The 22,061-nt window shown below is 43.1% G+C and carries 19 protein-coding genes; 4 read left to right on the forward strand and 15 right to left on the reverse strand.

Annotated elements, in window-relative coordinates; translation table 11 throughout:
* Positions 1-65: 65 nt before the first annotated feature.
* The 10 genes from BY457_RS04450 to BY457_RS04495 all read right to left on the reverse strand — a co-directional run bounded on the left by BY457_RS04450 (position 66) and on the right by BY457_RS04495 (position 11,436).
* On the reverse strand, positions 66-938 hold the full coding sequence (locus BY457_RS04450) for a glycosyl transferase (RefSeq protein WP_106152109.1): 873 nt from the start codon (positions 936-938) through the stop codon (positions 66-68).
* 11 nt (positions 939-949) lie between these two features.
* Positions 950-3,217: a glycosyltransferase gene (locus BY457_RS19195; RefSeq protein ID WP_258176594.1), complete on the reverse strand. Its 2,268-nt coding sequence runs from the start codon at positions 3,215-3,217 to the stop codon at positions 950-952.
* 18 nt (positions 3,218-3,235) lie between these two features.
* The gene (locus BY457_RS04465; RefSeq protein ID WP_106152110.1) at positions 3,236-4,267 is read right to left on the reverse strand and encodes a glycosyltransferase family 9 protein; all 1,032 of its coding nucleotides are present in this window, start codon (positions 4,265-4,267) and stop codon (positions 3,236-3,238) included.
* A 3-nt stretch (positions 4,268-4,270) separates the two neighbouring features.
* Positions 4,271-4,879 carry a DUF4254 domain-containing protein gene (locus BY457_RS04470; RefSeq protein WP_106152111.1) on the reverse strand — a complete coding sequence of 203 codons (609 nt, stop codon included), beginning with the start codon at positions 4,877-4,879 and terminating at the stop codon, positions 4,271-4,273.
* Between the two features lie 231 nt (positions 4,880-5,110).
* Positions 5,111-5,386 (reverse strand): F0F1 ATP synthase subunit epsilon, encoded by a 276-nt coding sequence (locus BY457_RS04475; RefSeq protein ID WP_106152112.1) that lies wholly within the window; start codon positions 5,384-5,386, stop codon positions 5,111-5,113.
* Positions 5,386-6,903 (reverse strand): F0F1 ATP synthase subunit beta, encoded by a 1,518-nt coding sequence (gene atpD / locus BY457_RS04480; RefSeq protein WP_106152113.1) that lies wholly within the window; start codon positions 6,901-6,903, stop codon positions 5,386-5,388. Before atpD ends, BY457_RS04475 begins: the two co-directional genes overlap by 1 nt.
* Positions 6,904-6,951: 48 nt before the next feature.
* Entirely contained in the window at positions 6,952-7,923 is a 972-nt protein-coding gene (locus tag BY457_RS04485; protein ID WP_106152114.1) for a polyprenyl synthetase family protein, read from the reverse strand.
* 6 nt (positions 7,924-7,929) lie between these two features.
* The gene (locus BY457_RS19200) at positions 7,930-8,232 is read right to left on the reverse strand and encodes a hypothetical protein (RefSeq protein WP_258176596.1); all 303 of its coding nucleotides are present in this window, start codon (positions 8,230-8,232) and stop codon (positions 7,930-7,932) included.
* A gap of 3 nt (positions 8,233-8,235) precedes the next feature.
* Positions 8,236-10,356 (reverse strand): efflux RND transporter permease subunit, encoded by a 2,121-nt coding sequence (locus BY457_RS04490; RefSeq protein ID WP_258176597.1) that lies wholly within the window; start codon positions 10,354-10,356, stop codon positions 8,236-8,238.
* 108 nt (positions 10,357-10,464) lie between these two features.
* On the reverse strand, positions 10,465-11,436 hold the full coding sequence (locus BY457_RS04495; protein WP_106152191.1) for a hypothetical protein: 972 nt from the start codon (positions 11,434-11,436) through the stop codon (positions 10,465-10,467).
* 460 nt (positions 11,437-11,896) lie between these two features.
* On the opposite strand from BY457_RS04495, the gene BY457_RS04500 reads away from it, so the two are divergent.
* The 3 genes from BY457_RS04500 to BY457_RS04510 all read left to right on the forward strand — a co-directional run bounded on the left by BY457_RS04500 (position 11,897) and on the right by BY457_RS04510 (position 18,080).
* A complete protein-coding gene (locus BY457_RS04500; protein ID WP_106152115.1) occupies positions 11,897-13,273 on the forward strand; it encodes a TolC family protein in 1,377 nt (458 codons plus the stop codon).
* 30 nt (positions 13,274-13,303) lie between these two features.
* Positions 13,304-14,440, forward strand: coding sequence for an efflux RND transporter periplasmic adaptor subunit (locus tag BY457_RS04505; protein WP_106152116.1), 1,137 nt, complete (start codon positions 13,304-13,306; stop codon positions 14,438-14,440).
* 238 nt (positions 14,441-14,678) lie between these two features.
* Positions 14,679-18,080: an efflux RND transporter permease subunit gene (locus BY457_RS04510; RefSeq protein ID WP_106152117.1), complete on the forward strand. Its 3,402-nt coding sequence runs from the start codon at positions 14,679-14,681 to the stop codon at positions 18,078-18,080.
* 7 nt (positions 18,081-18,087) lie between these two features.
* On the opposite strand, the gene BY457_RS04515 is transcribed toward BY457_RS04510, so the two are convergent.
* The 5 genes from BY457_RS04515 to BY457_RS18975 all read right to left on the reverse strand — a co-directional run bounded on the left by BY457_RS04515 (position 18,088) and on the right by BY457_RS18975 (position 20,591).
* Positions 18,088-18,648, reverse strand: coding sequence for a Spy/CpxP family protein refolding chaperone (locus BY457_RS04515; RefSeq protein ID WP_106152118.1), 561 nt, complete (start codon positions 18,646-18,648; stop codon positions 18,088-18,090).
* On the reverse strand, positions 18,641-19,066 hold the full coding sequence (locus BY457_RS04520; protein WP_106152119.1) for a hypothetical protein: 426 nt from the start codon (positions 19,064-19,066) through the stop codon (positions 18,641-18,643). Before BY457_RS04520 ends, BY457_RS04515 begins: the two co-directional genes overlap by 8 nt.
* A gap of 12 nt (positions 19,067-19,078) precedes the next feature.
* The gene (locus BY457_RS04525) at positions 19,079-19,624 is read right to left on the reverse strand and encodes an RNA polymerase sigma factor (protein WP_106152120.1); all 546 of its coding nucleotides are present in this window, start codon (positions 19,622-19,624) and stop codon (positions 19,079-19,081) included.
* A 216-nt stretch (positions 19,625-19,840) separates the two neighbouring features.
* Positions 19,841-20,227, reverse strand: coding sequence for a hypothetical protein (locus BY457_RS04530; RefSeq protein WP_106152121.1), 387 nt, complete (start codon positions 20,225-20,227; stop codon positions 19,841-19,843).
* A 226-nt stretch (positions 20,228-20,453) separates the two neighbouring features.
* Positions 20,454-20,591, reverse strand: coding sequence for a hypothetical protein (locus tag BY457_RS18975; RefSeq protein WP_181256369.1), 138 nt, complete (start codon positions 20,589-20,591; stop codon positions 20,454-20,456).
* Between the two features lie 119 nt (positions 20,592-20,710).
* Here BY457_RS18975 and BY457_RS04535 point away from each other — a divergent pair, with 119 nt between their 5' ends.
* Positions 20,711-22,012 carry an O-acetylhomoserine aminocarboxypropyltransferase/cysteine synthase family protein gene (locus tag BY457_RS04535; RefSeq protein ID WP_106152122.1) on the forward strand — a complete coding sequence of 434 codons (1,302 nt, stop codon included), beginning with the start codon at positions 20,711-20,713 and terminating at the stop codon, positions 22,010-22,012.
* Positions 22,013-22,061 lie beyond the last annotated feature (49 nt).

Raw genomic sequence — 22,061 nt, forward strand, 5'->3', positions numbered from 1 at the left:
CCGGTCAGCCCAAACTTTTCAAAGAGTTTTCCGAACATCGGGTAAGTGCAGTGATCTATTTACCACTATTTGAGAATTTTATAATTCTTGTATTCAAACAATCTGTATCCAAAAGCCTTCTCAAAGAGATACAATAAGTAATCTTTAAAATCCAGATTTTTCCGGGAAACATCAATATCCACGTGCCAGTCCAGTTTCTCAATCATCGGTTTCATTACCCGGGGATGAGACCCGGTAAATCTTCGTACAGAGCCAACCTGAGAGTAATCGAACTCTTCGGATTGTTTTTGTTTCTCTTTCAGTGTCTCCCCTGAATGATAAAGTGCATGAAAACTGCTCATCTTCTCTCTGATGGTATCAGGTGACCTGACCCACCCGTAATGATATACATAAGCATCTATCGGCTTCACATTCAGCTTCCGGTCGTTTTTCCTGAAGCCCTGTGCATCCTTATATGATCGAATGGATTTATCATTTCTCACAATTCTTATCTCATTACGGTACCACATCCGGTTCGTACCAACATAGTCGTAGGTTCCCCAAAAATGTAGATACTTAAATAACAGCCCTTCAACTTCGGGGGCATCCTTCCATAAATTCATCTGATTCTTTATTTCAGGATAGAACTTTTCGTGAATTACTTCATCCGCCTGAATATAAAAACACCAGTCAAACTCACTTCCGATAGCATCCATTGCCTTATTGGTCTCAGCAGCTAAAACACGGCCTCCACCCCCTAAAGATTCATCCCATTCGGTTTCAACAATCTTAATCTTTGGAGAGTCAATGCTACTGATCAACTCTAAGGTATTATCCTCTGATTTCCCAACAGCTACAATAAACTGATCACACACCGGGAGCACCGAACCAATGGACTCAACTACAGGGTATCCATATTTTATGGCATTTCTGACAATTGTAAACCCACAAACCTTCATAGCAATTTTTTTTAACTCTCTGACAACAATGATCGATACAAAGACATATACTGATCTGCAATAAACTCATCCGAGAATTTCTTAACATGCTCTCTCCCCGTCAAAACCATCTTCTCCCTGAGTTCCTGATCCGTAAGAAGCCGAACAATCGCATCTTTTAGTTCCTCCACACTTAAGGGATCAATGTATATACTTCCCGAACCTCCGGCTTCTCCAAAACATCCGCCCTTAGAGGTAATAACCGGAATATCTGAAAACAATGCTTCGATGATGGGAATTCCGAACCCTTCAAAAAGGGAGGGATAGATAAACACTGATGCTCCCTGGTAAAGCATTGCCAATTCGTCGTTGGGCACTCCTTTGAGAAAAGACACCTTCTTTTCCATCCCATTTTGCTGAATATACTCTTTGACTCTGTTTGTATATTCTGTTTCAGAACCAACTATGGCCAAATGAGTGTCCAGATCTCTGATGGCTTTCACACCCAGAAGAATATTTTTCCTTTCTTCAATAGTTCCAACATTCAGCAGGTATTGCTCGGGAAGATTGAATTTCTTTCGAACCCTTTCAACTTCATGAGCGGGGAATTCCCGCTTGTAAACGTCCTGACAACCTTGATAAATGACCTTGATTTTGGAAGGATCAACACCAAAAAATTCTACCACATCATTTTTTGTTTGCTCACTAACGGCCACCACTACATCAGCGTTTCTCGTAGAGTGTCTGGCTTTTACCGTGTGAATTTTCCTGTCAAAAAAGGAATAAAACTTTGGAAAACGCAAAAAGATAAGGTCATGAACAGTAACCATGCTTTTTATACCATGTTGCTTAAGCCCGGTTGGAATTTCCCCTGAAAGGCCGTGAAAAAGCTTAACCCCATCACGTTTCAGGTCATTGACAATTTTAAACTGACGCCATACAGAAGGTAATAGTTTAAAAAAAGTCCCTTCAGGCCTTACCTCCACAACATGCTTGTTATCAGCATCAAAAACATGCCTCTTGGGAGCTTTGGGATTGTAAAGCAGGTATTGATTCCCGGGATAAAACTGTTTCAAAATTCGAATCAAATCCCTGCTGTAATTTCCCAAACCGGTAAAGTTGTGATATACCCGCTTGGCATCGTATGCTATCCTCATATCAAAAGACAATCCGCTTTTATTGGGAATCCGACCAATCTTTTTATTTTCATTTATCTGACCTGTTAGAAAACCATCAAACTCTCTAACCATTCTGTCAATGGAAAAATTCTCCCTAACAAAAGAATGGCCTTTTTCTCCCAATTCCTTCCTTTTGCTTTCATCAGAAATCAGTAAGGTAAGCTTTTCAACCAATTGCGAAACATCTCCACTATCTATTGAAAACCCGTTCTTCCCGTTTTTAATCAGTTCACTGACCCCATTCACATTACTAGCAACAACAGGCAATTTATAACTCATCGCCTCCAGCACGGAGTTTGGCATTCCCTCATATAAGGATGGAATCACAAAAACGTCGGCTGCACGAAGCAAACCTGAGATGTCCTCCTGAAATCCTATCAGGAAGAAGTGGTCTTCAAGATGGTTTTTTCGAATCAGCCTGTTTAACTCCTTCTCCAACCTTCCTTTACCCGCCAGGAAAAAATACACATTACTGTTCTTTTCAACAATTTTGCCGGCCGCCTCTACCAAATATTTAAACCCTTTTTGTTTTGCCAGTCGCCCGGTAGATAAAACAATTACCGGATCATCGACATTGGACGAAATCCAGGGAGAAAAATCAAAAGAATCGCCATCCTCTTTTAACTCCTCCACTCCGTTAAAGATGACTTTAATAAAGTCTTTCTCAACAGGCAGAAATGATTCGTATTCTTTTTTAATGGTATGTGTATTGGTGATAATGCCGTCACAAAAAAGCCTTACAGTCCACTTGTACCACCAATGGTTCTTAAGCAACTGCAGTCCCTGGCGACTATAGACCTTAGCAGCTGATCCAATTGCCTTCAAAGCAACCGATGCCACCCGCCAGTCTTTGTTTTGACAGCCGATAACCGCCTCAGGCTGAAATTCCTTAAAAAAACGGCAAAATTTCCAACAGGCTACCATGTCAAAGTCGGAATTGGCAGCAATTTCCTCAACAGTAAGATTTTCTGCTTTTGCTCTTTTGCTAAGAACCGAATTCTTTCGACAAACCACCACAACGTTATGTCCCAACGACATAAGTCCGGTGGCAGCCATAACCATCCATTTTTCTCCGCCGCCCCACTTATTTTTTCCTATGGAATTTATTAATACAATCTTCATTTCCCGGCCAACAGTCGTTTATATTTCTAAAATTCGTTCCAACACCAGTTCAGCTGTAATGCGCTCCATGCAGGCAAAATCGCCTCTGTGACAGGGTATGTTACCAAAAACGGAACAAGGACGACAATCCAGATTAACCTGTACAGCATCCTTCTGTGATTGTCCGTACCCCATAAATCCGGCATAAGGGTGTGTTGCCCCCCAAATGCTAATCACCCTGGTTCCTGACAGACTTGCCAAATGCATATTGGCCGAATCCATGGATACCATAACGTCCAGTTTATACATCAACTCCAGCTCTTCTGACATTGTTAACTTTCCCGCAAAGGTTTGAGCTGTCTTGAGGTCTGCGACCCATCCCTCCAGCTTTTTCTGCTCCGCTCCGGGACCACCAAAAAGAATTACAGAAATGCCTTTGGCATCCAGAAGCTTCAGCAACTCCAGCATTTTCTCTTCGGGCCACATTTTCCATTGATGTTTGGCAAAAGGGGCTATGCCGACAAGAAGAGGAGGGCCCCCTAAATCCCCCCAGGGGGGACTTTCTGAGTTCACCCGGTCTTTTCCGTATAATGTTTTTCCGGGGAATTTTTGCAATTCAAAAGGAAATCCAGCCCTGTCAAAGGTCTGCTGATAACGTTCCACTGTAGATGGCAGAGGTTTAAAAACCTTATTCTCTTTCCTGGTCAGCTTCTTTTTTTCATCACGACCTTTATCGATTTTGGCAACTTTCGTTCCTGTGATTACAAACAAAGATGTCAGCACATGGGTGCGCAAGACGCTATGCAAATCGACCACTGCATCCCACGGACCACTCTTCTTTAATTCCCTGAACAGACGAAAAAGTCCGGGCAATCCTTTATGCTTCTTCTTTAAATCAACAGGAAAAAAATGAACGCGGGGCAAAGGAGCTACCAAATCCTTAGCAAAAGGTCGGGACGCAAACCAAATCTCATGTTCGGGATATTTCTCCAGAAACGACCACAAAACAGGAACGGTCATAGCCACATCGCCCAGCGCGCTGAAACGAAAAACAAGAATTCTTTTTTTCAAAACCTATTTCTTGTTTTTGTACAAAATGGGGTTCAATGCAGGATCGTTGTACATCTTCATCTGCTTGTAAGTCTTCATGTATTTTTTCCCTGCTTCAATATCAGCAATCAATTGATCGATGGCAGTGCTCAAATCCTCACGCTGCTGAAGAAGTACAGAAAGTTTGAGGTTACATTTTTCCAAATGTTCAGGAGAGGCGTCAGTACGGGTAACCTCCTGTTCCATATGGTAAATTTTGAGTGCGAGAATAGAAAGACGGTCAATGGCCCATGCAGGACTTTCCGTATTGATCGTTGCATCCGAAGCAATCTTTACATCTTTATATTTATCCATGAAGAAGTCATCAATAGACTCAACCAAATCAGTCCTGTCCTGGTTGGAGCTATCGATACGACGCTTAATTTTCAAAGCTTCATCGGGCTGAATTTCCGGATCGCGGATAATATCTTCCAGGTGCCACTGAACAGCATCAATCCAGTTTTTTCTAAAAAGCAAGTCCTCAATAGTTCCCTCTTCATAAGGATTTTCAGGGGTAGCATCCACATTGTCGAACTTATGATAGTGCTCTGTGGTCTGAATAAAAATCTTGTTGCAGGTTTCGCTAAAAGTCATCTTTGCTTCGTTTTTGAAATCTATTTCCCAGGAACAATCAGCTCGGGAAAATACTTTCTGTTAATACTTTCTGAATAATATTTGACAAAAATAGGGAAACCGCGGACAAAAAACAGGAAATCAGTCATGAAAAAATAAAAAGCCTCCCTTAATCTCTCCCAAGGAAAGAAATATTCTTATGATATGGGGGAATTCTGGTTATGGCAACTAAAACTATTTTATGACAAGATATTACAGATCAGCCTTGTTCTCATCAGGCATTTCATCCATAAGCACAACTGCGTGGTTATCGTGACACTCCACCACGCCCTGCTTACATTTAAAAGAGTGGTCATACCCGTCTTTTCCGATTACCCGAACGAATCCCCGAACAAGGGTTGAAATAATGGGGGCATGATCGCGCAACAGCACAAAACGGCCTGAGGCCCCCGGAACTTCAACCATTCCGACGTGCCCATCGTAGAGAATTTTCTCCGGGGTTATTATTTCAAGATAGAGATCTTCCATTACTTCTGTTTGGCTTCTTTGAGCAGTTTTTCTCCTTTTTCGATGGCTTGTTCAATGGTTCCTACGAGGTTGAAGGCAGCTTCGGGATACTTATCAGTCTCTCCGTCCAAAATCATATTAAATCCTTTGATGGTATCTTCGATGGAAACCAGCTGTCCTTTAATACCGGTAAATTGCTCGGCCACGTGGAAAGGTTGCGACAAGAATCGCTGAACCCTTCGGGCCCTGGCCACCACAAGCTTGTCTTCTTCCGAAAGTTCTTCCATTCCAAGAATGGCAATAATATCCTGAAGTTCCTTGTATCGTTGAAGAATCTCTTTAACTCTTTGAGCCGTCTGATAGTGTTTCTCTCCCACAATCTCAGGAGATAAAATACGTGAGGTGGAGTCGAGCGGATCCACCGCGGGATAGATACCCAACTCAGCAATTTTACGACTGAGCACGGTAGTAGCATCCAGGTGCGTAAAAGTGGTTGCAGGTGCGGGGTCAGTCAGGTCATCCGCAGGCACATAAACCGCTTGCACAGAGGTGATGGAACCTGTATTGGTAGAAGTAATTCGCTCCTGCAGGGCGCCCATCTCGGATGAAAGGGTGGGCTGATAACCTACAGCTGAAGGCATCCTCCCCAAAAGGGCAGATACTTCGGATCCTGCCTGAGTAAATCTGAAAATATTATCGATAAAAAGCAACACGTCACTGCCACCGCCATCGGTCTTGCCACGGTCTCTAAAAGTTTCTGCAATGGTAAGGGCCGACAGAGCAACTCTGGCCCTTGCCCCGGGAGGCTCATTCATCTGCCCGAACACCATCGAAACCTGTGAATTCTTCAGCGCTTCCTGGTCCACTTTATCGATGTCCCAGTCCCCTTTTTCGAGACTCTTTTTAAATCCATCACCATAATCAACAATTCCTGCTTCAACCATCTCCCGGAGCAGGTCATTTCCTTCACGTGTACGTTCCCCGACACCACCAAAAACAGAGTAGCCGCTATAACCTTTGGCAATATTATTAATAAGTTCCTGAATCAAAACAGTTTTCCCAACACCGGCACCTCCAAAAAGACCAATTTTACCTCCTTTGGCATAAGGTTCAATCAAATCGATTACTTTGATTCCGGTAAAAAGAATTTCTGTTTCGGTAGAGAGCGTCGCGTATTCAGGCGCAGGCTTGTGAATAGGACTGCGGTCGGCAGTTTTAATCTCCGGAAGCCCGTCGATGGCATTTCCCACCACATTCATAAGGCGGCCTTTCACATTGTCTCCGGAAGGCATGGAAATTGCTTCTCCTTTGGAGATCACATCCATCCCGCGCTTGAGTCCGTCGGTTGAATCCATCGCAATACAACGCACTGCATGTTCTCCAATGTGCTGTTGACATTCCAGAATCAACACATCTCCATTGTCCCTTTCAATTTCAAGTGCTTCGTTAATTTTTGGAAGATGCTCTATTTGTTGTTCAAAGTTCACATCCACCACAGGTCCGATTACCTGTGCTATTTTACCTTTGATTTGCGACATGGTAAACACATTTATTTTCAACCGAATTTAATCAAAAAAACGGAGATATTACCGTGCTCTGGCCATCAAATCATGAGCAAAAGTCTGAAGTTCGTTTTTGATATCCTTATTTCCCCCCAATTTTTCAAGGTTTTCAAGCGCCCTGAAGAAGAATTCATCACGTTTTTTGCGGGTTAAATCAGAAACTTCGGCTTCATCGAAAAGATGAGTCACAGCGGCAATTTTATCTTCCGCTAAATACTCCTTACGTTCCAACCAACTCAAAAGTTCCTTTTTTGAATCATTTTCTAATCTGTTGAGAGCGGTAATCAGCAAAAAGGTTTTTTTATTGGTAAGGATATCATTTCCAATTCGTTTTCCGAAGGCTTCCTGGTTTCCATAAACATCCAGCCAGTCGTCCTGCAGCTGAAAAGCCATACCGATATCCTGTCCGAATTTATAGAGCAGACTGCAATCACGCAGGCTTCCGCCACCCAGAATGCCTCCTATCTTAAGGCTCGCACCAATCAGCACCGCGGTTTTTAAACGGATCATATCCAAATATCCCTCCTCGGTAACATCGGTGGTCTTCTCAAAATCCATGTCGAATTGCTGTCCCTCACACACCTCGGTGGCCGTTTTATTGAAAACCTCAAGAACCTGGGGAAGCACACCAACAGGGCTCTTTGCCATCAGTTCGTAAGCTTTTATCAACATTACATCACCCGACAGAATAGCCGTGTTGTTGTCCCATTTTTCATGCACCGTTGGTTGATTCCGGCGCACTGAAGACTGATCCATGATGTCGTCATGAAGAAGCGTAAAATTATGAAACACCTCAAGACCGATTGCCGGAAGCACAGCAGCCGAATAGTCTCCGAAAAGAGCAGCTGATGTAAGACAGAGAGCAGGTCTTAACCTTTTCCCTCCCAAAGAAAGTACATATTTGACCGGATCATAAAGCCCTTCGGGCCTGACGGGACGATCCAGCATTCTTATCTGATCTTCAATGATCTGGCGGAATTCTTCAATTTTGGGCATAGTATCCTAATTTTGAGTAGGCTCCGAATCCTCTGATTTATGGGATTTCCCGGAATTCTGATCTATTTTCAGTTCATCGTAATCAATGTCCTCTTCCTCATTGTAAATGGTCAACATTGGTTCCTTAAACGATTCATTGGTGATCAATCGCTCCAGTCCCAACAACAATGAAGGAAGCAAAATAAGATTGGAGAAAAGCGCCACCAAAAGGGTAAAAGCCACCAGGGCTCCCAAAGCAACAGTTCCTCCGAATCCTGACACTGTAAATATACCAAATCCGAAGAAAAGAATGATAGAAGTGTAAATCATACTTCACCCGGTTTCTTTCAAAGCCAGGACAGTAGCGGCCCGGATACTCCAGTTTGTTTGTCCCAGCTCCTGCCGGTATTTGGCCAGAAAGTGAATCGTGTCATCCACTGATATACCAAATGCAATACTAAATACCAGTATTGTAGAGGGCTTGATAGGAATCTCAAAAAACCCCATTAAAGCCGCAGTTGTGATCAAAGGCACCAGGTTGGGAAACAACGAAACCACAACCATCCTTTTCGACCGAAACATCCAGGCCATAAAAGTAGCGATGAGTAAAACGGCCAGGCCAAGACTGATAAAGAGATTTCGGATCAGATAATCTGTCCCTTTAAAAAACACCACGCTGGAACCGGTTACAGATGTGTCATAGGCGGCAGGCGGAAAGACAGAATCCACAACAGCCCTGATTTCCTGATCGAGTTCCAACATCCTTGTGGTTCCCACGTCTGCCATTCTAAAGCTGATTCTGGCCTTCTGCTGAGTGGAGTCAACAAAAGAGCTCACGATTCCGGCACCGGTACTTCCACCCCGGGGCAGATAAGAGAGAATAAAGTTCCGGTCCATGGCTCCGGGGATACTGTAATAAGCCGGATTCTCATTATAATAGGCCTGACGGGAAAACTTCACAACATTCAGCAAAGACAGCCCCTGAGAAAGTTCCGGAAACTCCTGCAATTTCTCCTGGAGCCGATCCATTTTCTGAAGCGTACTCTGCGCAATTACTGCCTTGGGTTTTTTTGTGTCAATCATAATCTCCAAAGGCATCAATCCGCTAAAATGTGTTTCAAAGAATTTGAGATCACGGTACAACTGGTGATCATGAGGCACATCATCAAGCATAAAGCCGGTTGTTTTCATATTTGAAATACCGAACCCGCCAAAAATCAACAATCCGATTGTCCCCAGAAAAACAATTTTCTTATGTCTCAAAGAAATATGAACCAGCTTATTAATGATTTTCTCAAAAAACGGCCGATCAAGATGCTGAACATGACGCTCCTTGGGATCATCCAGAAAACTAAAAATAATAGGAATCATCAATAATGACAGCACAAAAACCATCATAATATTAATGGCAGCCATGATTCCAAACTCTATTAACAGGTCACTACTGGTAAAAATAAAGGTAGCAAACCCACTGGCAGTAGTCAGGTTCGTTAAAAAAGTTGCGTTTCCTATTTTTCGGATAACCCGCTGCAGGGATTTTATTTTATTTCCGTGATTTCGGAATTCATGATGGAACTTATTAAGAAGAAATACCGAATTGGGGATGCCAATGACAATAATCAACGGTGGAATCATCCCCGTCAGGATTGTTACTTTGAATCCCATAATCCCCTGCCAACCGAGGGCCCAGATAACTGCAACACCCACCACCAGCATTGAAAAAATGGTGACTTTGAAAGAACGGAAAAACAGAAAGATGATGATTGCGGTGATGCCAAGAGCCAGCCAGATAAACATATTCAACTCTTTCTTGATCATCTCGGCGGTTTCGACACGAATAAAAGGCAAACCGGAATAGTGCAGTTGGTTATTGGTAATCTGCTCATAAACGTGGCCCTGCTCTTTTATGGAATCAATCAAAGCCACCCGGGCGGGACTTTCCAGCACTTCCTTATCCAGAGTAATTCCCAACAGATAAGCATCCGTTTCAGGATTATAGAGCAGCCCTTCATAAAAGGGTAAACGGTCAAAAATATTTTTTAGCGAATCAAGTGTCTCCTGTTCCGGTGATTCCTGAAATACAGATTGCACAGTAAATTTTCTGTTTATTTGATCGCGAATCAACCGGTAAGAATCAGAAGCTGAAAGCACAGAGGTAACGCCTTCGATGTTTTCAATATTTTGAGAAAGTTGCTGCCAGTTATGAAAATGCCCGGATTCGAAAAAAGAGGTATCCTGAACACCCAGTACAATCAGGTTCCCCTCATTCCCAAACTGTTTTGCAAAGGCCTCATATTCTTCGTAAACCGGATCATCTTCCGGCAACAGGGGTGCATACTGATAAGACATCTCTATCTTTCGCGACTGGAAGCCCATAAACGCCGTTATAAGACCCAAAACAATTAGAATAGGGAGCCGGTTTCGTAGAATAAAACTGGCGATACGAATCCACATATATCAACAAATTACCTGAAGTTTATACCCAAAAATGATGCGAATTTAGGAAAAAACAGGGATTTTTGCTTTGTCAAATGCCGCTTTAAGCTTTGTTAATACAATCTGTTAAAACATGGTTTGCTCAAATAAACCCCGCTTTCGGCCCTGCTTTTTTCCAAAATAAAGGGAAAAATCAAAAAATGGCCACAAAGAAAAAAACCTTTCTCCAAACCGCCCCATACCAACAACATACCCTCCAGAAAGCGATAAATTCCGGAAAGGAAAATATTCCACCGACGATTGTTGCTCAATCGCCACTCCTGAAGCAAAGTTACCTGCCAGTCCTCTTAGCTCACCACGGGCATACAAAACCGGGTTGATTCGCCAATCACCCCTTACCCCCAAAGTTCCGTAAAGTCCTTTTCCGGCATAAGCGATGCTCCTTGGAGTAATCAAATGTTTTTCTTCAATATATATCTCTTCATCAGTAAAAGCAAATCCATAATCGAGGGCAAGAAAGCCTGTCACAACCAAAAAAGGCTGATGTGGATTACAATCCATCACATCGTAGAAGGGTTTACTTACCATCAATTGGTTTTTGACAGAAATGGTTAAAGGTACGCCGGTGAGCGAATCGGCCGGGAAAGATCCACCTTTCTCATAAACCTGTTTCAAGCCGGGCCAGGATGAATAAGCCCCATGAAGAGAAGAAACCCAGATATCACCTCTGGATATTTCATGTTTTAAAAAGAGATTGGGAATCCAGTAATCCAGTCCCAGCCAAGTTTGCAACTCCAGCCCCTGACTGACTCCGTAACGGGAGGCTGATGCCAAACTTACATTTCCTGCGTTAGAATAAGATGTGGCTGCAGTTCCCCCACTCCAGATATGATCATCCCTAAGGTCAGTCCGATTGGGATCGGTAGTTTGCAACCGGTTGAAAAGATTGCCCTCTCCGGCTTCTCTTTTTCGCTTCTGGTAATCCTCTGTGGCTTTCTCTGCCTGACTGCGCTTTCGGAAAGGCCATATCTGTGCCTGACTGTATCCGCCAAACAGAAACAGCCCGAAAAACAACAGAAAAAGAAGCTTTCTTATCATAACAAACCAGAAATGAGGACCTACAGTCTCTTCTAACGGGAAAAACACTGTTAAAGTGCCCCAAATTCAATGAATTATCAAGTTTTCTTTATGAATGAACGAATAGTTGTGACTGACAGCCTCCGCTTACCGATCATTTTCGTGCCTTTACCGGAAACTCAAAGGACTTACCTGGTTTTCCCGGTTTACACATACGTTGCCTGATTATCTTTGATAATTATTTCAGAACCGGAAACTATTCTCGGCCAAAACAGGAATTAAGAAATTCCGAAAATCAAGGCCAGAAATACATAATGTTATCGCGTTTTTAGAAGCCGAAGGTCTTTAAGCAATAGCCCCGGGCTATTGCTATCAGGCCTTCAGCCTGTTTACATCTTACCTGCCTTATATATAAAGCAGGTTACCATACAACGGATGAAACGAGTTCCATCCTATCAAAACTTAGATAAACTATTAACAAATGAAGCCAGGAAACATAAAATTGAGAGGGCTGCTGTATGCTTTTTGCCTCTGGGCCTCAACAACAACCATTGAGGCTCAAACCGGGGATACTCTGTCATTTACTTTAGAACAGGCTATAGAATATGCATCAGTCCATGCCTATGAAAAGATAAATTCGGAATATGATGTAGCGTCGGCAAAGAAAAAAATCTGGGAAACCATCGCTTCAGGTCTGCCTCAAGTTGATTTTTCAGCGCAGTACAATCATTCCATTGATGTACCTGTAAGTTTACTTCCTGCAGAAATTATCCCCGAAGATATGCGCCCACCCGGAATTGGATCCGGAGATAAAATTCCTGTTTCATTTGGAACAGCCTACGACGGAAGCTATTCCCTCTCGGTGTCTCAGATGATTTTCAACGGATCCTACTTCGTTGGGCTGCAAGCCACTCAGGTATTTCTGGATTTAACCCGCCATCAGGCCACCAAAACAGAGATTGAGGTCCGTGATGCAGTGGCCAAAGCATGTTATCTGGTGCTGTCGGCTGAAGAAAACATAAAGGCGTTTAATGAAAATCTGGAGGTCAACAAAGCTTTACTTCAGGAAACAGAGGCTCTTTACGAAAGTGGCTTCCGGGAATCCATGGATGTATCCCAGCTGAAGTTGATGGTTCGCGAATCTGAAAAACAGATTTTGGAAATCAAACGAAACCAGGAGGTGGCCATGGCTGTGTTGCGTTTCTCCATGGGGCTGAATGAAAACCAGCCAATAAAACTAACCGAAGATTTTGCGGCTCTTTCACAGGAGGCCATCAGTGGGGAGGTTAAGAAATCAGGGTGGTCGCCGGAGGAACATATTGATTTCAAGCTGGCCTCCACCAACGTAAAGAGCGAAAAGCTGCAACTTAAAAACCTAAGAGTTCAGTATTTACCCAAAATCAACGCATTCTATACCTATCAGAAAACAGGTTACGGAGATGAATGGAACATCTTTGGCGACGAATGGTACAAGGCTCAGTTTGTGGGCTTATCCGTTTCAGTCCCCATCTTCTCCTCCGGAATGCGCAATGCACAGGCAATGCAACAAAAACTGGCATGGGAAAAAAGCAAAAACATCAGAACTCAAACCATGCAACAGATAAAAACCAGTGGATTAACGGCCTTAACAGATTACAACAGTGCCATCGATCAATATGAAATTGCGTCGGAAAGTAAGGTGCTGGCCCTTGACATTTATGAAAAAACAAAAACCAGATTCTCTAACGGAATGACAGGAAGCTTTGAACTGACCCAACAACAAGGTCAGTACATTCAGGCACAGATAAACCACGTCAGGGCAGCCCTGGCAGTACTTAACTTCCGAAATGCTTATCTGAAAGCAACCGGAAAACTCTGATGATTAATACACCATTCAAAAAAAGACACCATGATACGATTATTCATTCTTTTATCCCTTTTGATTTCAGCCATCCTCGCGGAAGGATGCAGTGCAAATGCTCCCGCCGATGAACAGGAAATGAAAAAAGAACAACTCGAAAATTATCGAAGAGAACTAAACGACCTAAAGGCGAAAATTGTTGATCTGGAGGCCGAACTGAATTCCGGAACGCCTGCAAATGCAGTAAACGTAGAGATTTCAGCCCTTCAACCTGTCAATTTCGAACAATTTATTGAGGCATCAGGTATTGTATCCACCGACCAGAATATTATTGTAAGCCCCGAAACTGCGGGCATCATTCAGTCCATTCTGATAAAAGAGGGGGATGATGTAAAAAAAGGGCAGATACTCGCCAAACTTAATACCGAATCGATCCGGCAATCCATAGAGGAGATAAAAGTAAACCTTCAACTGGCCACAACTCTGTTTCAAAGAAGAGAGAAACTTTGGGAACAAAATATCGGCAGTGAAGTGGAGCTGCTCCAGGCTGAATCAAACATGATGGCGCTTCAGAAAAAACTCCAGGGACTGGAAGCTCAGATGGATATGGCGCTTGTGAAAGCTCCCATTTCAGGAGTAGTCGATGATTTGTTGCAGAAGCAAGGCGAAATGGCGGGACCAGCAATTCCATTCGCCCGAATCGTAAATCTGGAAGAGATCTACATTACAGCTGATGTCTCCGAGGAATATTTGAACAAAATCAATCAGGGCGATTCTGTAGATGTATTTTTCCCGGTCCCGGGAATTCTCAAAAAAGCAACTATTTTCAGAACCTCAGCTGTAATTGACCCCGATAGCAGAACTTTTTCCATAAGGGCAGACCTTAAAAACAATGATCTGAGCCTTCAACCAAACCTGATGGGTGAAATGCGCATGCGAATCTCACACATCCCGGATGCATTGGTAGTTCCATCTATTCTGGTGAAGAAAGACTTCAATGGAGAATTCTTATTCGTTGTTTCGACGGATGAAAACGACATTTCCAGAGCCGAAAAAAGATACATTACCACCGGCATTAAAGACAACAATAATACGGTGGTTACCAATGGTCTGATGGAAGGAACAAAAATAATCACAAAAGGATTTGCACAGGTTACCAATGGTTCTGCTCTTAATATCAATTAGGCTTTGTATAAGTCACAGTCCCGATGAAACAAGTATGCAGCTTTTGTTTCTCATGGTTGTCACTACCTGTCCCGATAAGTCGGGGAAAGGGTAGTATAAAGAAAACACGAGTTCCATTAAACTTTTATAATCAAATTTTACACTAACGAAACGAGCATGGCATTGATTGCCTCAAAAGAACATGTATAAGTTCTTACATGCGAGCTCCATACGACCTTAATTAATAAATTTTATACGGATGAATCAATATACCGACAGCGACAGCGATAAAAAGGTGGAAAGAAAATTTGGTCCTACCGTTGCCGCGCTGAAAAACAAAAACACCATTTTCATACTTACAGTCTTTTTGTTCGTCGCAGGACTGATGTCGTATAACAGCATGCAACGGGAACTGTTTCCCGAGATTGTTGTCCCATACATAATGGTCTCAACCCCTTACCCGGGAAACAGCCCCCTTGACATAGAAAATTTAGTAACCCGCCCAATCGAAAAAGAGCTCAAGAATCTCACAGGAGTCAAAGAGATGTCCTCCGCATCTTATCAGGATATGAGTCTTATTCTGTTGGAATTTGAAACTGATGTGGAGGTTCAGAAAGCACTTCAGGACACCAAAGATCAGGTTGACAAAGCAAAAAGTGAACTGCCGGATGATCTGGAAACCGATCCCATTACGGAAGACCTGGATTTCTCGGAATTTCCGGTTCTTAACATCAATCTTTCGGGAGATTACAGCATTTATGAACTGAAAAAATTCGCCGAGGACCTCCAGGAGGAATTTGAATCGCTTCGTGAAATTCGTGAAGCTGACATAAAAGGAGTGGATGAGCGGGAAATAAAGGTTCATGTAGATCCCCGGAAACTGGAAAACACGAATCTTCAATTCAGCGATATTGAATTTGCTCTGATGACTGAAAATGTAACCATTGGAGCCGGTGAAATCATTGTTGACGGCACCCGTCGTGCAGTACGAACAGAAGCGGATTACAAGAATATGGACGACATCCGCAATACCATCGTAAAAAGTGAAGCGGGTAAGGTTGTATATCTCAGAGATATCGCCCGAATCATAGACGGGTTTGAGGAGCGCTCCTCCATTTCAAGGCTAAACAAGCAACCGGTTGTGACGCTGTCAATAGTAAAAAAGGGGGGCGAAAATCTGTTGGATGCCACAGATAAAATCTTTTCCATCATCAACAAAAAACAAGTTGACAACACACTGCCTCAGGACCTGAACATTACCATTACCGACGACCAATCCGTCTATATCCGTGACCAGATAAGCAATCTGGAGAACTCCATCATTATGGGGATGCTGTTTGTCATGGTGGTACTTTACCTGTTCATGGGACTGCGGAATGCCATCTTTACAGGTCTTGCAATCCCCATGTCGATGTTTATATCTTTTCTGATATTGGGAGAGACCGGATATACCATCAACACCATGATTCTGTTTGCTTTACTGATGGCATTGGGAATGCTGGTGGACAACGCCATTGTTGCTGTGGAAAACACCTATCGCCACTTTGAGGAAGGTTACCCGAGATTTAAAGCAGTTCAGAAAGGGGTAAGCGAAATTGCCATGCCCATCATCAGTTCGACGGCAACAACCCTCGCAGCTTTTTTTCCGCTGCTTTTCTGGCCGGGCATAATGGGTGAGTTTATGAAGTATCTTCCCATTACCCTGATTATTGTGTTAGCTTCCTCCCTGTTTGTGGCATTGGTCTTGAATCCGGTTTTTGCTTTGCAATTTATGATTCATGAGAAAGCGGCTAAAGGAAAAGAAAATCATCGAAAACTCTTTATTATTACGGGAAGTCTGGCATTTATTGGCATTATCAGCTACCTCTTTGGAAGCATCCTTTGGGGTAACCTGATGGTATTACCCCTTTTGATTTCCTTGCTTAACATTTATATTCTTAAGCCGGGTGCCTATAATTTTCAACATAAAGTTTTGCCGCGTCTGGAGCAAATGTACGAAGCAACACTAATAAAAGCGATGGGTCGCAACACTTCCAAATGGTTATTCTTCGGGATGATTGTGTTACTATTCTTTTCAATGATTTTTTACGGTTTAACAAATCCGTTTGTCATTTTCTTCCCTGACAATGAGCCAAAAACCGTATTCATTACCATGGAACTGCCTTTGGGTACAGACATCGAAAAAACCAACGAGATCTCTTACGAGGCAGAGGCAATCATTGAGGCAACTTTGCAGCCGTACAATCATATTGTGCAATCAGTGGGAGTAAATGTAGGAAACGGAAAGGGAGACTTTTTCGAGGCCAGCCGAAGCCCCAACAAAGCGCTCACGACCATTACCTTCCTGGATTATCAATACCGGGATGGCATCAGTACCTCACGCATTATGAAGGAGCTGTCGGACACCCTCAGAACCTATACCGGTGCCAAATTCTTTGTGGAAAAAGAGGAGAACGGACCTCCGGTTGGAAAGCCTGTAAACATAGAGATTTCAGGAAACGATTTTGAGCCTCTGGTAAATCTGGCCACCAGAATCAAAAAAACCATCGACAACAGTCATATCGAAGGAATTGAGAACCTGGAGATGGACATCAATATGAATAAGCCTCAGATGGAAATTCATATAGACCGGGATAAGGTACGTCGAATGGGGCTCTCGACCCAAATGGTTGCCGGTGCGTTGAGAACAGCACTTTACGGAGTAAAAGCCGACACCTACAAAGACGGAGAAGATGAATACGATATTATGATACGACTGGATGATCGCTTCCGTCATGACGTAACATCATTGATGAACTTTAAAATAAAAATTGAAAAAGACGGCCAAAGTTATCACATTCCGATTTCAGCAGTGGCCGATTACACTTATGGATCTACTTATGAAGACATCAAGAGAATAGACAACACACGGGTGGTAACCCTTTCATCCAACGTCATAGAGGGCTATAATGCCAATCAGATTAATGCGGACATCAAAAAAATCCTGAATAATGAAGAAATACCGGCGGGCTACAGATGGAAAATGACAGGAGAGCAGGAAGACCAGAAAGAAACCTCGGACTTTCTTTTTAAGGCCCTGCTTATTGCGGTAGCGCTGATTGCCATGATTCTGATTACGCAGTTCAACTCAGTGGCAAAACCGGTGATAATTCTGGCGACCGTATTTTTGAGTACCATTGGTGTTTTCATGGGGCTGGGAACCTTTCAGATGGATTTTGTTATCCTGATGACAGGTGTCGGAATCGTTTCGCTTGCAGGAGTTGTTGTGAACAATGGAATTGTGTTAATCGATTACATCGACATTGTGCGAAAAGAAAAAAAGCTGGAATTAAATCTATCCGAAAAGGAGAGATTATCCAGGTCGGATGAGATAAAATCTGTGATAAAGGCCGGAAAAACCAGGTTGCGCCCTGTTTTGCTGACCGCAATTACAACGGTTTTGGGACTGTTGCCACTGGCCACGGGAATGAACTTTGATTTTACAGGCCTTTTAAACCATCTGGATCCAAACATCTATTTCGGAGGAGACAATGCAGACTTCTGGGGTCCTATGGCCTGGACCGTCATATTCGGACTTACTACAGCCACCTTCCTGACATTGGTAATGGTTCCTGTGATGTACAATTTGGCGGTCAGGATCCGTAACAGAATAAACAATTAACCAACAGTTACCTGTTTCTCCATCCCCTTCTCTGCCCGTTTTGCCGGTTGCCCGGCCCTCTTCCGGGGCCGCGGCCACGCCGGTACCGGTCTATTCCGGAAATGACCTCATTAAAACGTTCCCTTTGATCGGGGGTACAAAGTTCTTTAATCTGAAGAAAATGATCTGAGGTGGCTTTCTTCAAGGCAAATTGAATATCTCCGGATTTCTCAGCCAGCTCATCCAATCGATTTTCATCGGGATGCTCTTTCTTTATCTCATCCAGGATATTCAGGTCAATGCTGTCGAGTTGTTCCAGATACAAAGCAGCTTGTTGGCGGTACTGACGTTCAATTTGGGAAAAATCTGCAATTTGCTCTTCCGAAAACTCCAGAACACTGACCATCTGATTAAACCCGGCCCCAACTCCGGGGTTGGTGGATCCCGGTATGTTTCGATACACCGTTTCGGTTTGCTCCTCATCAGTAGAAGAAACAGGGGGTGAATACCACCACTGAAATAGCCCCCATCCGACAACAAAAGCAATTACCGAAATAAGGATAAAAAATATGATTTGTCTTTTATTCATAAGAATAAGTATTAAGCCAGATGTCCTCCAATTGCGACCCCGGATTGTCAGAGAAAAAATAATCGGTGGCAATTACCTCAGAGGTGTCAGCCAGCGACGACGGTTCGGAACTGGTAAAGAGACTGGCAGAGAAAAAACCCATCAGTAAAACGACCAACGAAAAGACAGATGCAAGAACAGGACGAACCATCACCTTCCCGGGTTTCTCAGCACTTTCTATTTGGGCCATGATTCTGGTCGTTACAAAAGGAGAAATCTTTTTCGCCTTTTCTTCTGCCACAAAATCAAAAAGCAACTTCGTTTTTTCAAACGCTTCCATACATGACACACAATTGCTCATGTGCACCTCCATTTCCCGGGGAACTTCACCGGGCTGCTGAAGCAGGGCCAACTGATTATTAAATTCTTTACATGTCATTCTTCTATGCTTTTAACGGGACAGCAATCCCTGTAATTTTTTCCTTGCCCTAAATATAAGGCTCTCAGTAGCTTTGGGTGACATTTCCAAAACATCTGCAACCTCTGTCAGACTCAATTCCTGATAATAAAACAATACAAATGCCTTTTTTTGCCTGGTCTTTAACTTACTGACCGCATTTTTTATCTGTTCACGCTGTTCACTACGCATCAGATTGTTCTCAGCATCTTCGTCGGCATATCCCGATTCTGTCACCTCATCATTAATGCCGGTAAAAGTTCTTAATTTATTCCTTCGTGTCTGATTGATGGCTTTGTTTACGGATATCCGGTATAACCAGGTGGAAAATGCAGCACGCCTGTCAAAAGATTCCAGTGCATTCCATGCTTTTACAAAAATTTCCTGAGTCAGATCCTCTGCATCATCCGTATTGTGCAGAAACCCCATGCATGTTTGAAACACTTTCTGACGATATCTGTCCACCAGCACGGAAAAGGCTTCGGTTTTACCTTCCTGTGCCTGTTGCACCAAATCAATGTCTGTCGGGGTTGTCTGCATTTATTCTTCCGGAAAACTGCAATTACATTTATAGAAATGAAGAGATGCAAATACACTGCATCTCTCCCAGTCCTGTTACGAAGTTAAACATATTTTGTATGCCGCATCATTTAATGTTTGTCCATAAAGTACCATTTACTGCGTTACGCTTGTAACTGGCACTTTCTTGACAAACACATTACTATAAACAAATTTTACTTAGTTTATAGCCCGAAACTACTTAACGGGGGCATTTCCCTGACCTCTGCCACTTCCATCACGCAAACGTCCGGTTCCGTTTTCCTGGTTATCACAGGTTCCGTTTTTGTTGGAGTCAACAAAATTTCCATTACCTCCACGTCCCTGTCCGTTTCCACGACGACCAAGGCCTTTTCCTTGTCCGCGCCCCTCACCGTTACCATTTCCGGGGCCTAACCCTTTACCGGGTCGTTTACCATCATAATTGTCACAAACACCATCATTGTTGTTATCCACAAATCCGGTGCGTACATTTTCTGTTGTTTCTTTTTTCTGATCATTATCAGATTTGGTTTGTGCATTCACGTTATTGGCTGCAAAAGCAAAACCTGCTACCAATGCTAAAGTTAAAACTACCTTTTTCATAATACTATCTTTTTAATTTGTTTTCATCCTTTTGACATCAGAGAAAAGCAAATCATTCGTTTTTTTTCACTATTTGAAAAAAAAATCATTGGAGTTCAGCAGAAAATCAAGCTTGCATTATAGAAGCCAGGGAGGGTTTTGGGCATCAGATTGCAACTTTTTTCAAAAAAATTATTGCAACTGTTTGTATTTTGGATAAAGTTGTCCATATTTGCACAGAGATAATTTATTGAATGAAGCAAAACATCGAAAATATCATTTCGGTTGCCGCAACAAATAACTGCGGAATCTCCTTCACTACCACAACAGGTATGATGATGGGACGAATGTCTATGTTCATGGCATAAGTCTTGTGACGCATCATATCTGTATCTTTCCAGAATTTTCCGACAAAATTTGAGTTCAAATTAAATCAGATACCGGTGCGTCACAGCAACCGGTCAGGAATTTTTTATTTTAATTAACCTATAAATTCTTAAAACTATGTCTGATTTTAAATTTGAAACACTGCAATTACATGCAGGACAGGAAGTGGATCCAACCACCAACTCGCGGGCAGTGCCCATTTACCAAACCACCTCGTACGTTTTTAACGACTCGGAACACGCAGCCAACCTCTTTGGTCTGAAAGAATTCGGAAACATCTACACCCGAATAATGAACCCCACTACCGATGTTTTTGAGAAGCGAATTGCCGCACTCGAAGGTGGAGTTGCAGCGGTGGCAGTAGGTTCCGGCCAGGCCGCTCAATTCATCGCCATTACCAACTTTCTGGAAGCAGGCGATAATTTCGTAGCTACACCAAACCTTTACGGGGGAACCTACAATCAGTTCAAGGTACAGTTTAAACGACTGGGCATCCAGGTTAAATTTGTGGAAAGCGATGACCCTGCTGAGTATGAATCAAAAATAGATGAAAACACCAAAGCTCTTTATGTGGAAACCATTGGAAATCCCAGATTTAACATTCCGGATTTTGAAAAACTGGGTGAAATTGCTGCCAGACACGGCATCCCTCTTATTGTGGATAACACATTTGGTGCCGGTGGGTACCTTTTCCGACCACTGGAGCATGGTGCCAATGTGGTAGTAGAGTCAGCCACCAAGTGGATTGGTGGACACGGAACCTCCATTGGGGGTGTAATCGTGGATGGCGGAAACTTCAACTGGGGCAACGGAAAATTTCCTGCTTTCACAGAGCCCTCGGAAGGCTACCACGGACTGAAGTTCTGGGAAGTATTCGGTGCTGACGGACCGTTTGGCAATATTGCTTTCGCCATTCGTGCCAGAGTGGAGGGACTTCGCGATTTTGGACCCGCCCTGAGTCCTTTTAATGCTTTCCTTCTTCTGCAAGGGCTGGAAACACTCTCGCTAAGGGTTGAGCGTACTGTGGAAAATGCCCTGAAACTGGCTCAATGGCTGGAAAATCATCCGCAGGTAGAATATGTCAACTATCCCGGACTGAAATCAAGTCCTTATCATGAACTTGCTCAAAAGTACCTGAAACGCGGTTTTGGAGGAGTACTGAGTTTCAAAATTAAGGGTGGCCCAGAAACGGCCGACCAGTTCATCAACAACTTATCACTGGTTAGTCATTTGGCCAACGTGGGTGATGCAAAAACCCTTATCATTCATCCGAGTTCCACAACCCACGAACAGCTTTCGGCAGAAGAACAAAAAGCTGCTGGTATTGAACCCGGACTTTTGAGACTTTCCACGGGCATCGAGCATATTGATGATATCAAAGCTGATCTGTCTGCCGCTTTTGAGAAGGTTGGAAAATAAAGGCTGTCTGAAACAACGTCTTTGATAAAGGTATGAGACTTTTATCCCC

Origin of the sequence: Marinilabilia salmonicolor (genome assembly GCF_003003035.1) — a bacterium.
GTDB lineage: Bacteria > Bacteroidota > Bacteroidia > Bacteroidales > Marinilabiliaceae > Marinilabilia > Marinilabilia salmonicolor_A.

Coding starts and splice junctions, on each gene's coding strand:
- BY457_RS04450 (WP_106152109.1), bottom strand. CDS start 938: ATGAAGGTTTGTGGGTTTACAATTGTCAGAAATGCCATAAAATATGGA.
- BY457_RS19195 (WP_258176594.1), bottom strand. CDS start 3,217: ATGAAGATTGTATTAATAAATTCCATAGGAAAAAATAAGTGGGGCGGC.
- BY457_RS04470 (WP_106152111.1), bottom strand. CDS start 4,879: ATGACTTTTAGCGAAACCTGCAACAAGATTTTTATTCAGACCACAGAG.
- BY457_RS04475 (WP_106152112.1), bottom strand. CDS start 5,386: ATGGAAGATCTCTATCTTGAAATAATAACCCCGGAGAAAATTCTCTAC.
- atpD (WP_106152113.1), bottom strand. CDS start 6,903: ATGTCGCAAATCAAAGGTAAAATAGCACAGGTAATCGGACCTGTGGTG.
- BY457_RS04485 (WP_106152114.1), bottom strand. CDS start 7,923: ATGCCCAAAATTGAAGAATTCCGCCAGATCATTGAAGATCAGATAAGA.
- BY457_RS19200 (WP_258176596.1), bottom strand. CDS start 8,232: ATGATTTACACTTCTATCATTCTTTTCTTCGGATTTGGTATATTTACA.
- BY457_RS04490 (WP_258176597.1), bottom strand. CDS start 10,356: ATGTGGATTCGTATCGCCAGTTTTATTCTACGAAACCGGCTCCCTATT.
- BY457_RS04495 (WP_106152191.1), bottom strand. CDS start 11,436: ATGATAAGAAAGCTTCTTTTTCTGTTGTTTTTCGGGCTGTTTCTGTTT.
- BY457_RS04500 (WP_106152115.1), top strand. CDS start 11,897: ATGAAGCCAGGAAACATAAAATTGAGAGGGCTGCTGTATGCTTTTTGC.
- BY457_RS04505 (WP_106152116.1), top strand. CDS start 13,304: ATGATACGATTATTCATTCTTTTATCCCTTTTGATTTCAGCCATCCTC.
- BY457_RS04510 (WP_106152117.1), top strand. CDS start 14,679: ATGAATCAATATACCGACAGCGACAGCGATAAAAAGGTGGAAAGAAAA.
- BY457_RS04515 (WP_106152118.1), bottom strand. CDS start 18,648: ATGAATAAAAGACAAATCATATTTTTTATCCTTATTTCGGTAATTGCT.
- BY457_RS04520 (WP_106152119.1), bottom strand. CDS start 19,066: ATGACATGTAAAGAATTTAATAATCAGTTGGCCCTGCTTCAGCAGCCC.
- BY457_RS04525 (WP_106152120.1), bottom strand. CDS start 19,624: ATGCAGACAACCCCGACAGACATTGATTTGGTGCAACAGGCACAGGAA.
- BY457_RS04530 (WP_106152121.1), bottom strand. CDS start 20,227: ATGAAAAAGGTAGTTTTAACTTTAGCATTGGTAGCAGGTTTTGCTTTT.
- BY457_RS18975 (WP_181256369.1), bottom strand. CDS start 20,591: ATGATGCGTCACAAGACTTATGCCATGAACATAGACATTCGTCCCATC.
- BY457_RS04535 (WP_106152122.1), top strand. CDS start 20,711: ATGTCTGATTTTAAATTTGAAACACTGCAATTACATGCAGGACAGGAA.